Genomic DNA, 15,671 nt, shown 5'->3' on the forward strand with positions numbered 1-15,671 from the left:
CTTCTAGAAAATCAGAATACGGCTTTTCTGATTAACTCTCTTATGACAAGTTCATTAATGGACGAACCGCCTATCGACTGCCTGTGCGCGGGAATCATCGTCTCTGACCATGTGTGCGAACCAATTCCCTACATGCCTAAACAGGGCGAATTAATTCTCACGCCGAGAACCCAATTGGCTGTTGGTGGATGCGCGTCGAATGTTGCTGTGGATATGGCGCGTTTAAATAGAAATGTGGCCATTCTGGGGAGAATCGGACACGATATCTTCGGCCAACATCTCAAACAGGAATTAAGCCGACAGAACGTCGTCTGCGATTACCTGTCCGAGTCGACGACATCCCAGACAGCAACGACCCTCATTGTGAATGTCAAAGGGGAGGACCGTCGCTTTATTCACTCTGTGGGAGCGAATGGTGAATTTGACGGTCGGGAAATCACACCGGAGCTTATCTCTCAGTCGAAAATCCTGTACCTCGGCGGCTATCTGTTGCCCCCCAGCCTGTCGCAGAAAAACGTGATTGACATTTTCAAGGTGGCGCGAGCGGCGGGAGTCACGACGGTGCTTGATGTTGTAACACCGACGCAGAAAGATTACTGGCATGATATCAAAAAAGCCTTGCCGTATACTGACTACTTCATGCCGAACGACGACGAAGCGGAATTGCTGACTGGCCTCAGTGATCCCGTCGAGCAAGCCCGTAAACTGCGTAACGCGGGAGCGGGAACCGTTCTGATCACCTGTGGAGACAAGGGCACGGTAGTGATCAGCGATAAAGAAGAGTTCCGTACCAACTGCTTCCGAGTTCCCTTCGTCGATGGAACGGGAAGTGGCGATGCATTCGTCGCCGGATTCATGCATGGCTTATTGGGTAAGAAAACATTGCTGGATTGTGTGATCCGTGGCAGCGCCCTGGGCGCGAGTGCCGTGCGTGCCGTTGGGGCGACGACGAGCGTCTTTACCGGGGAAGAGCTTGAAGACTACCTAGGCCAACAGACGCTCGAAGTTCTCCCTCTGTAGGATCGCTCGTCCCGTTTAGACCTCGCTCAGCTTGAACATCTCTACGGATACACCGGGGCTGAAGAGAGTATGATCGGGTGTTTCGGCCAGGGCGGGCAGAGCCAACGGTTTTTCGAGAGTCCCGGTATAGTGCGCCGCTTTGACTGTCTGAAAGCGATAAGGATGATGGTGTACCTGTCCCCGCAACAATCTTCCCGCCTTGGTTTGCGTGAATAGCAGATAACGTTCCACGAGAAAATGCTCAAATGATCCGGCAATTGCCGTTTGAAACTCTTTCTGGGTGGGATCGAGTTCAATTTGAATATCGTATCCACATTCGCCGAACTCCGAACCAGGCCACCAGCGTCGGCCGGTCCACTGAAACAGGTCGCTCTGCTCTTTTAAGGTAAGCCGTCCGCGACAGTAGTTGAGGTTCCAGCAGTAACGCGCGACCAAGGTAGCAATGGTCGCGTTGGCATCAAGGCTGAAGAACCAGACTCCGGGTTCCCCTCGATAATGCACGTAAGTCCGGACATTGGTTTCCAGGAAATTGGACATTCCCGGCACCGGCGGCAACCACGCGGGCCGCACACTTCGCATCTGAAAGGGAACAATACCGAGCCAGGCATTTCCCTGATACAAGTCCAACTCCAGAGGAGCTGGAACTGCAGCCCGAATAATTTCGACCGGGACGGTCCAGTGTAGAAAGAAGAGGTTTTTCCAAGCCTGAAAACCAACCGGCTTTTCATTCGGTCGCCGAGTCGGAGCAAGTCGGTCGAATTCAGGCATCGTATCTGAGTCCGTCATGAAGCAGAAGTTGCTCTTTGTCGAAATCGCCACATTCCCAATTGAGCAAGTTAATAGCCGGCGCGAATCCATGGCGAATTTGATGACTGTTGATAAACAGGGCCGGCAGGTTCAGGATGGCTGCTTACCCGTAAACCGGAAGAGACGCCGGGGCTGTGATACGAGACAGGTCCTCCGGGTACACCGACGGGGGTCGGGACCGAAAGATGAGGTCCAGGCATGTGTGAGGAAGGCATCTGTGAGGAAGGCATCTGTGAGGAAGGCATCTGTGACGAGTGCATTGGGCTGCTGTAACTGGGACCAGGATAGTAAGACGGCCCGGGAGTGTTGCAGCAGTCCCCCCCCATCATCGGAGGCGCCATACCCATTGAAGGACCACAGCATGGATCAGCACAAGGATTCACACATCCTCCTGTGCAGCAAGTGTCAAACAACCCACCGGGACCACATAACTTAATACAAGGTTCCCATCCTCCTCCGTATGACATTCCGGTGCACGGATCACAAATGGGGCCACGGTAGCAACACCCGACGGCGGTGAAGGAGAACAAAGTCACGGCGGTAAGTAGAGCAAAACGACTCATGGGGGGTAATCCTGCTTTTAAATTCAGCGGGTTCGATTTAAACAGCTTCCAACAAGTGGATGTTTTAATGATCGACCAGCTGTAATGTTAAACTTTACCGATTACGCAGTCTTTAACGCCGAATTCCTAAAATTACTTAGCGCGTGAAGCAGGCTTTGCAAATTATTACTGGGCAGGCAATTACGTCGAATAATGCCCTCCCGAACGGAACGCGTTTACACTATTCATCAGAGATTTTAAGAAACAGCTATGGCAATTCCGCAGAAAAATCCGAAAATAAGAACAACGGGGGCGAACCAACTGTCGAACCGGACACTCCTGTTGATAGAGGAAGGTGTATCTTCAGCATCTGAGCAAACTCAGATGCGTAGGAGCACCTGATTTTAAAAGACTTAATTTATTTTGCACGATAAGAAAGTGACAACGTGCAACCGAGGACTGAGTTTCTTTAACTGTGAGATTATATCCAGGGCTCAGTCTCAATCTTCTGGAACTGCGGAATGACGCAGGAGGTAGAACGATGCGATTTAATAACCAAAACATCCAAGTGGTCAATCAAGTCCAAGCCGCTCTCGTAGCAGGTATTGCGAATGTTGCCAACGAGATGGTCGTACGTTTTGCCCGCGTTAGCTATCTACATTCCGCCAAGCGCAATTCGTCCCATGATAAGCCGGGCTCCCTAATGTCCTGGCTGGAATGGATGACAGGAGAACCAAGCTTATTGCTTGCCTGTTGTTGTTCCCCATCAGGGACGACGCCGTCGACACGGACCAGAACGATGGAAAGAGGCATATCGAACCTCAGTTAAGGTTCGGTTCCTTTCCCGACTTGCAAATAGCAGGTTGAAATTCGTTCTTCCCGAGTCGTCCAAAAGGTACTTACCGTTCTCCTTTTGTGCACTCTTGGGCTATCCCGTGTTCAGTCGGTCGCCGGCTGTTTTTCAGAACGCTTACGGACTCCGTTACACCAGTCTATCTGGTCCCTTTCGTAGACGCATTGCATCTGAAGACAGCACCTCCGAACGGAATCGATGGTATTTCTTTGCACTTGCATACACACATAATCCCGTGCTTCCACTCCCTTAACTCTGCCTGATGAAAGCAGGCTCCATAGAAGCACACGAAAGGATAAAGCTCCAGAAGGAACTATATAATGATTGCTGAAACTGAAAACGAATTGCTGAAACTGGTGCTGGCTACTCAACGCGGAGATCAGGATGCCGCTAACGAACTGGTGAGACAGTTCGAACCGATGGTCTTCTCTGTTGCTCTGAAACGATTGCGAAATCGTTCGGAAGCAAGTGAGGTGGCTCAGGAAGTCTTCATCCAAGTGTTCCGTAAACTGGATCAGCTGCGTGAGCCCGAGCGGTTTGCGGGTTGGATCAAGAAAATCGCCGTCCGGATGTCGATCAACCGGGCTGTGCGGAAACCTCCTGAGACATTGCAGAGTAACGAGACTTTTCAGGCCCTGAAAATTGAGCCCACGAATCCGCTGGAAGAAATTCTGAAAGACGAGCGGGCCGATCAGGTACGGGGAAGTCTGAATCGACTGCGAGATCTCGACCGGAAAACGTTGATTGCTTTCTACTTCGAAGGCCAGTCCTTGAAAGAGATGAGTGATCAGTTCGAGAGCCCGATTGGTACGATCAAACGTCGACTGCACACGGCTCGAAACCGACTGAAAGAAGAGTTGCTTAACGGCAGCGCTATCTAAAAATAAAACACGATCCTTCCGGCTTGATGCGGGAAGGGTCGTGTTTGTATGCGCCTCTATTTGAAAACGGTACGCTACCAGCAACGGATTGGGATTCTTAGAAATAACTCTTGTACTGATCTTTGACCGTCTGAATCCCCAAATTGATCAGCTTGGTATCACTCGCAGGAGATATCAAGCGGCAGCCTTTTTTAACGAGTAGTTCGGCATGTTCAGGAGAGACGGTGACTGCCCCCCAATGTTTGCCATGTTTTTTACAGGCGGCTGCCACTCGATCCAGAGCGTCGATGCATTTTTCGTGAAAGAGATCACCCGTCACTCCCAGGTTCTGACTTAGGTCGGCGGGTCCGACGAAAAGCAAATCGACACCTTCAATCGCAGCAATTTCGTCGACTTCTTCGACAGACTGAGCCGTTTCGATCTGGATCGCGAGGAAATTCTCCCGGTTGGCTTTCTCGCAGAATTCCGCCATGGGAATGGTGGCGAACTGCCCATCCCATCCACTGGTGTTGAGTCCTCTGTAGCCTCGGGGATAAAACTTAGTCCACTTGACGAACTCTTCTGCCTGCTCGGCGGTGTGGATTTGCGCTGCCATCACTCCTCCTCCCCCAGCTTCCAGACACTTTGTTACCAGCGCATAATCAGTGGGAGCAATGCGAACGAAGCAGTCGAGCCCCTGGCTGCGTGCGGCGAGAGTCATCACCTCAAGATTTTCCATCGACATGCCGGCATGTTCGTGGTCTAGCCAGACCGCATGAAATCCCTTGTTAATCCCCACCATTTGAATCAGGTTGTGATGAGGAACCCGACCGACTCCAAGGGCGACCACCATTTCGTCGTTTAAGAGACGCGCTTTAATATTATGCATCAGACTGCTTTTTCTGAATGTTGAAATGGAATACGGAAAGTTTGAAAACTAAACGTATTGGACAGCATGGAATGTCCAGAAGTCAACGATCAGAAGAAAACGAAACGAACGTAGTAAAGGCTAGATGGTGTGGATCAGAGCTGAATTCGTGCATAAAAGTTGCCGCTGGCATTCTGCGGGTCGCGACTGTAAGTATCGGCAATATTGCCACCGATGATTTCTCCCATCACACCATTATCGGTCACCTCGGTGATTTTGATTTTCACCTTGGTTCCCCCTTCGCCATCAATGTGATGGAATACTCTGCCTCCCTGTTCCGCAGCGGCATACAGGTTCGCGTTGATTTCTGTATCTATGAGGGCTCCAAATGATCTTCCAGAGACATGGGCATAGATCAGAAAGGAAGGAAAGGTCTCCTCTTCTGGAGTCTCATAAGACTTGATGCGCAATACGTTTGGACGGTTGCCTGAATTGAAGGTGTCCAGTTTGGCGTAGCAGCCCTTTGTTTTGAAGTTGGGATTAATTTTCAATTCAAAGAACGGTGATTCTGGAATGGAAAACGTGGGTTTGGCTGCATTCTGAGAAATTGGCGTGGTTTCCGAACTGCCGAACCAGCCGAGGATCTGCTCCTTACTGCAACCGGTGAGCATTCCCAGGCAAAGGGTGCCGGTCAACAGAATAGCCATGAATCGAGACTGCATTTCGATTCCTTTAAGTAGATTGTCGCTGAAGTGAGAAGTGAAAGGCACAGTGCTTCAAATGAGAGGCTCTAAATGAAGAAGCGTCCTCATCTTATAGTTCAATCGATGTGCCACTTCAATGCAAGGATTTCTCCCCTTCCAGGCACTGACTTTGCGGTGGGAAACGAGAGACTTTATCAATCCGAAGAATGTTTAAACGGGCTATTCGATATCGAAGGGCATACTCTCATGCCTATCTGAAGACTGCCACGGAAACTTAACTATTGATATGAAAAACCTCACCTTCAGACCGGGTATTACGGGTTCGGAGACTCATGCGGGCAATTTTCCCGAAAATAAATTCATCACATTTGTTCAGTGCTCCGGGCTGTTCTGTGGTAGGAAGTCCACGTATTGAAAATTTATCTACAGACGTTTCCGTCAATAAAACTCATTGAATTTATGCAGGTTTTTGCCACTTTCTATCTGACGGCATAAAACTGATGAACAGCCTCCAAGATCAGACGGTGAATTTACGCAACTCTTGCAAAGGATTCGCACCGATCGGCCTCCCTTAAATTCTTGCCAAGTTTTCAAAATCGCGTCCTATGCTTTCTCGTTCGGGCGACATTTCAGTTGGCTCAATCCAGCCAAACTCAAAATGCGACATGGACAACCATCACATCTGGAAACCTGTCGGTTCAAAAACCGGAAGCATACATTACCAACATCGTGGCCAGTCATTCAGGGGTGACTGACCCACTCACAACTCGGGGGAGGACTATGAAATGAAGACCACAACGATCAGGACCGACTTGCCTAGGGAGGAAAAAAGGAAGGGGGCGTTTATGATCCTTACCTTTTTTGGAATAATGGCAACCGCAGGCTTTCTAGCCATGAGCATAGACCTTGGTGTTGTGGCAGTATTTAAAGTCCGAATGCAGAATGTGGCCGACGCAGCTGCCCTGGCTGCTGCCCAGGAGATCTCAATTGCTCTTGATGAAATCTCCGATCAGATTTCCTCAGGTAATGTGCAGGGGGAAGTTCAGGATGCAAACTCCTATGCCCAAGATCAAGCTCGTGTGATGGCAGAACATGTGGCTGAACTGAACGGGATGTTTATCGACCCTCAGATCGACGTCCTCTTTGGGCAGCGCACTTTAGACGAGAATTCAGGTGAGGCTACGATCACGTGGGGTGTTTCTCCCTTTAATGCGGTTAAAGTCATCGTACGTAAAGACAATCCCAGCCAGACTGCGCCAGATGCCAAAGTCGATCTGTTCTTCGCAAAGATGTTCGACAACGATCAAGTCGCATTGCGAGCTGAAGCAGTCGCCTATATCGATTCTCGCGACTTAGTTGTGGTAATGGACTTTTCAGGATCGATGGTTTACGACAGCCTCTGGCGATCAGACAGTATCGACAAACTTGGGCAACAGGCAATCGATGATGGCCTTTACAACATCTGGACCGACCTCGACTCTCCTACCTATGGGAATATGCAATTCGACAACGACTGGATCACAATTCCCTCGGATAGTAGTAGCAGCCCGAAAGTCTCTTTGACTTGGAAGAAAAGCACGGTTGATATCACCACCACCAAGCAATTGGATTACGCCAGGCTCTATTTCAGCGACAACAAATATCAGAACTTCTCTTCGCTTTCGGGACAATCGAAGACTTTATCTGGCACAGGGTCTAACTCTGGAAAGTTAATCAAATATGCAAAGGTGCGTTATAAGGAAAATGGTCGCGAATATTATGCAGACTTTGATTTGTTTGATTATGACACTTTGAAGCGAGGGCTCGATCTTAACGGAGTGAACTATCCGTATCCTTCTGGTTCCTGGAACAGCTTTATCAGTTATTGCTTGAATGATTCAGAAGTCAACCGGGCTGGATATCGATATCAATTCGGTATGATGAACCTGGTTCACTATTGGCTGGATGCGCAAATGCCGTATTCGAGCACTCCTGAATTATGGAAAACACGGCATTACCCGTTTAATGCTGTTAAATCAGGAGGATCACTGTTATGTGAATTCCTGGACGGGTTGGACTTCGGAGACCATCTGGGGTTGGTGACTTATGACACATACCACCGAGTTGAATCGCAACTCGTTCCAGATGGCTGGGTATCTGAATCGGTGGATATCGGAGCAACACCGATCACCGATGATTATTCAGCAATCGATACGATCCAGAAGCATAAGCAGGCGGCCCATTACTACAACACCACCAACGTAGGTGGTGGACTGCACGAAGCGATCAAATTGCTGGATGAGCATAGTCGTTACGGATCGCAAAAAACGATTCTGCTGATGACGGACGGAAATGCGAATACGAGTGATAACAACTGGTCCGTACCTTCCGATTTTAGCTGGAATGCAATGACGGATTATAACGGAGACGGCGTTGCCGATTACACAACGTCCGATTCGCACAAGTTATACACATTCGTCCGTGTCAAACAGGCTATTGACAAAGGATATACCATTCACACAATGAGTGTGGGAGCGAACGCGGACCGCGATTTCATGAAAGCGATTGCCTTTGCTGGAGATGGTATCTGGGTCGATGTTCCCGGCGGAACAACAGTGGCCGCGATGGAAGAACAGATGCTACAGGCATTCGCTCGAATTGCTGCCAATGTTCCTCCACCTAAACTGACTCACTCAGAAAGTCCTTGAGAGTCAGTAAGGAGAACACTACCGGTTCCCCTTAATATGAATGCCAAGCAACCCGTTGTGGAAATCAATATCCGCAGCGGGTTTTCTTATTGATCTCGTCATCAGGAATTCGCCGATAGTTCGGGGACGACTTCTCCCTCCAACAGAATGGGGATTGGGCGTCCGGAGTAATCGGTGAAGGAAATCGGCCGGGGATCAATCCCGAGGTGTCTATATAGAGTCATCAGGAAGTCTTCGCGACTGATTCGACGCTCTACGACTTCTTCCCCTCGTGGATCGGTCGCTCCAACAATCTGTCCTGTAGGTATTCCACCCCCGGCGAAGATTAATGATGTCGCATTCGGCCAGTGGTCCCGCCCTGGTTGCATAATTCCAGACGCAGAATCGTTAGCGTAAGAAATTCGAGGCGTTCGCCCGAACTCTCCTGTGACGACGACCATTACACGTTTGTTAAGTCCTCGTTCAAAGAGGTCTTCAATTAGTGCGGTCACCGCTTGATCATAATAGGGTGCCCGTGCTTTCATCACATCAAAGCAGTGGTGGTTTACAGCGTGATCGTCCCAGTTATGAATTCGCCCGCACAGGGATCCGTTCAGCGTTGTCGTAATTAATTCCACCCCAGATTCAATCAGTCGTCGCGCCAGTAGTAGTTGTTGGCCCCATTGATTTCGTCCATAGCGGTCGCGAATTGCCGCTGATTCCTGTTTGATGTCAAACGCTTCGCGTGTATTAGTCGACGTCAGCACATTCGCTGCTTGTTGTTCGAAAGCGTTCAACGCCTGCATCTCCTGAATCTGTTCGAGATTCTGTTGGAGGCGATCGAATCGTTTACGAAGAGAAATCCTTTCGGTCAGGCGAGTTTCGGCTTCCGCAGTAACTGTTCCCAGATTAGGTACGGCGAAGTTTTCGAGATTGGGATCATTATAGACAGCGAAGGGTTCGTAGGAGGTTCCAAGATATGCAGGCCCAACGTAGGGAGTCGGTTGCAGCCCTACATAGTTGGGAATATCGTGATTCACGTCGTAACGCAGGCGATGCGCAATTGAAAAGAGATCGGGGTGATCCGGTTTATTTTTCAGTGCCTGAATGTCATGTCCCGTTAGTAGTTGCTGCGCCCCTTGCTGGTGATTTCCTCCTGAATGGGTCAGTGATCGGATCACGGTCATTTTATCCGCGATCTTTGCATGCATGGGAAGCAGTTCGCTGATGTTTAAACCGGGAACATTGGTTTCGATCGGCAGAAAGGGGCCGCGATAATCGCTGGGCGCCTGGGGCTTGGGATCATACGTTTCCAGATGGCTTGCACCACCGATCAACCAGACCAGAATGACTGCCGTCTTTTCGTTCTGCGCGGAATCAGCCAGTGGTTGTTCCGCCCGCAGGCGATTGAGTTCTGCAAGGGAAAGCGAAGCGGCGCCTGTCATTCCCAAGCGAAGGAACTCCCGGCGATGGATAGAGAATGAATTTGAGAGCTGGAGCCTGGCCATGAATCGACCTCTGGCAAATGAAGGAAGGCGTTTTAGTAAGAGAATCTAACGCTCTAACATGGACTATACGCGTTTCCAAAGACGTCCGCAATTACGGTTCCCCCTCTGCTTTACCGAATTGCGAATCCTGCGAGGCCCGTCTAGGATTGAGTAATCAAACATGTTTGACTTTGTAAATAGGAATGATAAATGAACAAATTCTTCTTGACGTGCTGTCTCTACTGCTTAACCACAATCGCGAGACCAGACTGTGATGTTTACGCCCAGAAACAAGTTGGGAACGGAGCCAATGGGGCGATCCTTGTCGCGGCGAGCAATGCGTCTTCCAAGATTCGTGCTGCGGCAGATTTTGTCTGCGATGGAGAAGGTGATCAGGAAGAGATCCGACAGGCTATTCTTGCTCTCCCAGAAGCAGGTGGAACGGTTCGGTTGTCTGGAGGAACTTTCGACATAAAGCACGTTCCCGAAACATTGGGCGGTGTTCTGATTGATCGGTCGAACGTCACTCTGGCTGGACAAGGGGCCGCGACGAAACTGATTCAGGCTGCGGATCAGAATACGAATGTGATTCGAATCATCGGTTCTGATGTCGGTTACATTACCATTCGTGATTTATACGTCGACGCTAACAGTGACCAGAATCAGAATGATGATGGCGATCCGAATGTCTCTCATGCCCGGTTTGAGTTTTGTGGAATCAAAGCGTTCTATACCTATCCGGGTGGACCTACGGGATTACGCAATCATCACATTACCATTGAGAACTGCCACGTGCATAATGCGAAACGCTTGGGCATTATGCTGGAAGGCTCCTATATGAATGTGATTAACAATCACCTGGGCAATGCGGGGTCCGATGTCGTTGAAATCCTGACAGGCCCCGGAATCATTCGGGGAAATCAAGTCGAGATCACAGGTCCGACGCATGTCGCTATTGGTTCTGACCGAGGGAATGACATCATCATGTCCAACAATATTGTGCGAGTGAGAGAGGGAGCTGATCTCGATATCGGATTTCGTTCCTGGGCGAATTCGGAGCGGCATGTGATCGCCAATAATGTGCTGACTGTCGACGAAGGGGGCCATTGCGACTATGCCATGGATGTCCGTGGAAAGGGAGCGGCCATCACGGGGAACACAATTCATTCCAGTAATTCTGATCAACGTCTTCCTGTCTGGATTACAGGCTATAATACGGTGATCAGCGGAAACCTGTTTGAGAATGTCGAGTTGGTGATTGAGGATCTCACGGAGTTAAAAAAGCCGATTCTGGTTCAGGGAAACATCTTCGACAAATCTGGAATCACTCATAAACAAGGTAGACTGGTTAAGGGGAGCAATGTTCTGCCTGCAGATGAATAATGGCCTCGACTCCACATTGACCATCAAACACCGACATCGTCAGAATAGTTATGGTTAAAGGCTTCAAGGGAAAAAATATCCCTCTATGACACTCCAGCCGGGGTATTTCGAGGAGAATGACGGTCCTCTATGGAGTGCGGCTTGAATTGTCCCTCTGATTCGTCAATCATCGACTGTCATTTTGTTTTCTCTCAAATGACTTCAACGACATTTCTCCGTTCTGCTGGTACATGACAGCCAGTCGGATGTTATTCTTCTACCTTTTCAAATAGTTCGAGTGATCTACATGGCTGATTTTGCGCCGCATGCCAGTGATAACCGCGAACAGGAAAACGCGTCCGATATCGAACGGAATACTCGATACGGTTTGCGTCTGTTTACGGTTTACCTGCTTTTATACCTGGGATATATCCTGCTCAGCACCTTCACCCCTAAAATGATGCAAGACATCAAAATCGCGGGTGTCAATCTTTCCGTGATGTACGGTTTTGGATTGATCATCGCCGCGTGGGTTCTTGCTTTAATATACGGGTGGCTCTGCCGCGACATCACGCCTGCTGATTCAACGACATCAACCAAAGGAGGTGCTGCGTGATTTACGAACCCTCCGCCCTGGCGGTCGTCATCTTTGGTGCGATCGTCGCTTTTACTTTATGGCTCAGTTTCTTTCTCGGGAGTAAGGCGAAATCATCGGCAGGTTTTTTTGCTGCTGGCGGTTCGATTCCCTGGTTCATCAACGGAGTCGCTTTTGCGGGCGACTACCTTTCGGCGGCATCGTTTCTCGGTATCTGCGGAATGATTTCCTTCTATGGGTATGATGGATTCCTGTACTCCATCGGTTACCTGGCAGGCTGGATTGTCGCGCTGTTTGTGGTTGCAGAACCACTTAAGCGAATGGGAAAATACACTTTCGCTGATGCGCTCGACAGCCGTTTTCAATCTCGCGGAATTAAATTCACCGTGGCAATTAGTACTCTGGTCGTCAGTATCTTTTATCTGATTCCCCAGATGGTCGGTGCGGGAGCGTTGATTACTCCCCTGCTCGGTTTTCCACATTACGTGGGTGTATTAATGGTTGGTCTGGTTGTCACCATCATTGTGGTTACGGCTGGTATGGTGAGTACGACTTACGTGCAGTTCATCAAAGGTTCACTGCTGGTTGTCTTCAGCTTTATAATCACCATCGCTATTTTGTTACGTGGTTTCTCCGTGCCTCAGGATGAGACGGACGACAATTATCTGAAGTCCTTCGGTCCGTACGCCACGATGGAAACCATCCCCTGGGACGAAGTCGTCCGTCGAACCGCCGGTGCGGATCTTGCTACGGAAAATGCTTACGAACCATTGCCAAACACGGGCAACTGGACTGATTTGCCCTACATGCGTGTCAAAATCAACCCGTCAGAAGAGATTCTGACTTGGAAGGTAGATCAAGACGATGCGGGTGGCTTTATACTGCGGGAAGCTCAGTTCAAGACCGTAAACAGCGATCAAGCGGCATTCGTGAATGGATTACCCCAGGGTAAGGGCGAAGGTCAAATGGACCTGAAACCGATTGGGCAGGTTAAATCGTTACTGGAAGACGAACTTGAATCGGGCCCTCAGGGGCCGCTGCAATTCTTTCGTACTATCCAGGACAGCACGATCATGCTGAACGGTACGGAAAGTTTCACTGATGAAGACGGCGCTGTCACTACGATCTTTTACCAGAAGCCGACGAGTGGAACGGACATTCTTAGCCCCGGGAATCACCCCTCCTTCCAGGGATTACGGGGCGATGACACGATCAAGAAGATTAACTTTCTCTCGCTGATGCTGGCGTTATTCTGCGGAACGGCGTCGTTACCGCACATTCTGATTCGTTACTACACGGTTAAAGACCAAGCGTCGGCTCGAAAAAGTACAATTGTCGGTATCGGCAGTATCGGATTCTTTTATGTCCTGACGCTTTTCATGGGCTTGGGAGCAATGACCAGTGGTCAACTCGACCCAACGAATAGCAATATGGCGGCACCACTTTTGGCGAAGAGTATTAACGAATGGTTGTTTGCGATTATTTCTGCAATTGCCTTTACCACAGTATTGGGGACAGTGAGTGGTCTCATAATTGCCGCCAGTGGAGCAGTGGTGCACGACCTGTTGACCGACGTGCTGAAGATAGATATGACCGACCACAGCAAAGTACGAATCGGTAAGATGTCGGCCGTGGTGGTGGGGATTATTGCGATCATCCTGGGAATTCTATTCGAAAAGATGAACGTGAATTATCTCGTGGGCTGGGCCTTCAGTATTGCGGCCTCGGCCAACCTTCCGGCGTTGTTAATGGTATTGTTCTGGAAACGGACGACGAAGCAGGGAATTACGGCTGCTGTGACTGTCGGCATGATTTCCTCGCTGGGTTGGGTGATGACTTCGGCAGATACCTTTTCCAAGGTTTATGGTATCGATCCGGAACTTGCCTGGGTTCCTTTCAGCCAACCGGGGATCGTTACGATTCCTCTTGGTTTCCTGACGCTGATTGTCGTCTCGCTGATGACACAGCCCAAGGAGAAAGTCGCCGTTTGAGACCAGTCTGAGACTGACGTTTTACACACGTTTTTGTTAAAACAGAAAACCGGATGAGCGCTGTCTGCTCGTCCGGTTTTCTTTCATTTTATCCGCTTGCTTGAATCGACTTCCATGACGCATCAAATCAACTGGAACAGTTCCCAACTAACACACGGCTGGCAAAAAGGTGTCACCGCGTTTTATTATGGTCTTGGTTTAACTCAAGAGGACTTTGACAAACCCCAGATTGGAATTGGCGTCCCCCTACTGGAAGGAAACCTGTGCAACGTGCATGCGTACGAGCTGGGTCAGGAACTTGCCGTCGGTTGCCGTGAAGCGGGCTTGATCGGCTTTCCATTCGGTACGCCGGGAGTGAGCGATAATATCACACAGGGACACGAAGGGGGAAATGCTTCGCTCCCGTCACGTAACCTGATTGCGAATTCGGCCGAGTGTGTCGTCAGTGCTCACTGTTATGACAGCCTGATCGGATTACACAACTGCGACAAGAACGGTCCCGGCTTCGCCATGGCCCTGGCACGCATGAACTATCCAGGTTTGATTGTCAGTGGCGGAAGTATCAAACCAGGCTGCCATAAAGGGGAAGACATTTCCATCCTGGATGTGTATGACTCTCGTGCCGCGGCTTCGGTAGGGGCGATGAGTGAAGATGAAGCAGACGAGATATTAAAAACAGCCTGTCCCGGTCCCGGTGGTTGCGGTATCGCGGCCTCGTTCAATACGTGGGGCATCGCCCTGGAAGCGATCGGACTAATGCTACCTGGTAGCAGTTCCATCCCCGCTGTGGATGGGCTCAAAAAAGAAGAATGCCGACAGGTTGGGAAGGCAGTTCTGAACCTGTTGAAACAGAACATTCGGCCGCGTGACATTCTTACCAAGAAATCTTTTGAGAACGCCGTTGTGACGATCGCTGCTGCCGGTGGATCGACCAACGGAATTCTCCATATACTGGCTCTGGCTCGCGAAGCCGAAGTCGATTTCCATCTGGAAGATATTCAACCCATTTTGAAACGAACGCCCGTCGTCTGCAGTTTTGCCCCAAGGGGTCGCCGCACGATGTTCGATCTTCACAAACTGGGTGGCACGCCGCTACTTCTTAAACATCTATTCGATGCCGGATTACTCCATGGCGACTGTTTGACGGTGACCGGCAAAACAATGGCCGAAAACCTGAAGGACGTCCCCACCGTTGGTGACGATCAGGACTTGATTGTGCCCGTCGACAAGCCGTTCAAGCCTTATGCTGATATGCAAATCTGTATGGGGAACCTTGCTCCGGGCGGAGTCGTTTTCAAAGTATCCAGCATGGAGGAGCCTCGCTTCAAAGGGAAAGCGATCTGTTTCGACGACGCCAAAGCGGTCGCCGATGCGGTCGAAGCTCATCAAATCAAACCGGGTAGCGTGATCGTACTCCGTAACCTGGGGCCAGTGGCCGCTGGGATGCCGGAAGTCCTTGTCGCCACTGCAGCGCTTACCGTTCCCGAGTTGGACGGCAAAGTTGCCTTTCTGTCGGACACACGAGTTTCGGGAGTTTCCCACGGTGCCATCGGCGTCCACTGCTCGCCTGAAGCGGCTGTCGGCGGACCAATCGGACTGGTCGAAAATGATGATGATATCTCGTTTGACCTCGAAGCGGGTAATATTACCTTACACGTCGATGAGGCCACATTAGCGATTCGCAAATCGGCCTGGCAACCACCAACGGATTTGTGGGCCGCCAAACGAGGTTACCTTGCCGACTTCAGTGCGACCGTATCTCAGGCACACCACGGATGCGTCAGTAAAGCGTATTATCCACACTGCGACTGAGGTGATCGAGTTTTTAACTCAGGTAGAAATCTACGCTGGAACGCCACTACCTGTCTTTTATTGACAGCATAAAAACCGAGTAGACAAGGTAGCGATTCGCGAGA

11 protein-coding genes are annotated in these 15,671 nt (G+C 50.0%); 7 read left to right on the forward strand and 4 right to left on the reverse strand.

Annotated features, from left to right (window positions below; genetic code table 11):
* Positions 1 to 42: 42 nt before the first annotated feature.
* Positions 43 to 1,020, forward strand: coding sequence for a carbohydrate kinase family protein (locus Pla110_RS11670; RefSeq protein WP_144995935.1), 978 nt, complete (start codon positions 43 to 45; stop codon positions 1,018 to 1,020).
* Between the two features lie 15 nt (positions 1,021 to 1,035).
* Here Pla110_RS11670 and Pla110_RS11675 read toward each other — a convergent pair whose 3' ends face one another.
* A complete protein-coding gene (locus Pla110_RS11675; protein WP_197440150.1) occupies positions 1,036 to 1,806 on the reverse strand; it encodes a YqjF family protein in 771 nt (256 codons plus the stop codon).
* Between the two features lie 1,736 nt (positions 1,807 to 3,542).
* Between Pla110_RS11675 and Pla110_RS11680 the strand changes: the two genes are divergently transcribed.
* The gene (locus tag Pla110_RS11680; protein WP_144995937.1) at positions 3,543 to 4,103 is read left to right on the forward strand and encodes an RNA polymerase sigma factor; all 561 of its coding nucleotides are present in this window, start codon (positions 3,543 to 3,545) and stop codon (positions 4,101 to 4,103) included.
* Positions 4,104 to 4,200: 97 nt separating this feature from the next.
* Here the strand turns inward: Pla110_RS11680 and Pla110_RS11685 are convergent, their stop codons facing one another.
* Complete coding sequence (locus Pla110_RS11685; RefSeq protein WP_144995938.1) at positions 4,201 to 4,971, reverse strand: HpcH/HpaI aldolase family protein; 771 nt, start codon at positions 4,969 to 4,971, stop codon at positions 4,201 to 4,203.
* A gap of 134 nt (positions 4,972 to 5,105) precedes the next feature.
* On the reverse strand, positions 5,106 to 5,672 hold the full coding sequence (locus tag Pla110_RS11690; protein WP_144995939.1) for a hypothetical protein: 567 nt from the start codon (positions 5,670 to 5,672) through the stop codon (positions 5,106 to 5,108).
* Positions 5,673 to 6,499: 827 nt separating this feature from the next.
* Between Pla110_RS11690 and Pla110_RS11695 the strand changes: the two genes are divergently transcribed.
* Entirely contained in the window at positions 6,500 to 8,341 is a 1,842-nt protein-coding gene (locus tag Pla110_RS11695) for a TadG family pilus assembly protein (RefSeq protein ID WP_197440151.1), read from the forward strand.
* 101 nt (positions 8,342 to 8,442) lie between these two features.
* Here Pla110_RS11695 and Pla110_RS11700 read toward each other — a convergent pair whose 3' ends face one another.
* Positions 8,443 to 9,828, reverse strand: coding sequence for a DUF1501 domain-containing protein (locus Pla110_RS11700; RefSeq protein ID WP_144995941.1), 1,386 nt, complete (start codon positions 9,826 to 9,828; stop codon positions 8,443 to 8,445).
* 189 nt (positions 9,829 to 10,017) lie between these two features.
* Between Pla110_RS11700 and Pla110_RS11705 the strand changes: the two genes are divergently transcribed.
* The 4 genes from Pla110_RS11705 to ilvD all read left to right on the forward strand — a co-directional run bounded on the left by Pla110_RS11705 (position 10,018) and on the right by ilvD (position 15,567).
* The gene (locus Pla110_RS11705; protein ID WP_144995942.1) at positions 10,018 to 11,190 is read left to right on the forward strand and encodes a right-handed parallel beta-helix repeat-containing protein; all 1,173 of its coding nucleotides are present in this window, start codon (positions 10,018 to 10,020) and stop codon (positions 11,188 to 11,190) included.
* 286 nt (positions 11,191 to 11,476) lie between these two features.
* Complete coding sequence (locus Pla110_RS11710; RefSeq protein WP_144995943.1) at positions 11,477 to 11,785, forward strand: DUF485 domain-containing protein; 309 nt, start codon at positions 11,477 to 11,479, stop codon at positions 11,783 to 11,785.
* Positions 11,782 to 13,755, forward strand: a complete 1,974-nt coding sequence (locus tag Pla110_RS11715) for a sodium/solute symporter (protein WP_144995944.1) — start codon at positions 11,782 to 11,784, stop codon at positions 13,753 to 13,755. The genes Pla110_RS11710 and Pla110_RS11715 overlap by 4 nt, the downstream gene beginning before the upstream one ends.
* A 114-nt stretch (positions 13,756 to 13,869) precedes the next feature.
* Complete coding sequence (gene ilvD, locus Pla110_RS11720) at positions 13,870 to 15,567, forward strand: dihydroxy-acid dehydratase (RefSeq protein WP_144995945.1); 1,698 nt, start codon at positions 13,870 to 13,872, stop codon at positions 15,565 to 15,567.
* Positions 15,568 to 15,671: the final 104 nt, after the last annotated feature.

Origin of the sequence: Polystyrenella longa (assembly GCF_007750395.1) — a bacterium.
Taxonomy (GTDB): Bacteria; Planctomycetota; Planctomycetia; order Planctomycetales; family Planctomycetaceae; genus Polystyrenella; species Polystyrenella longa.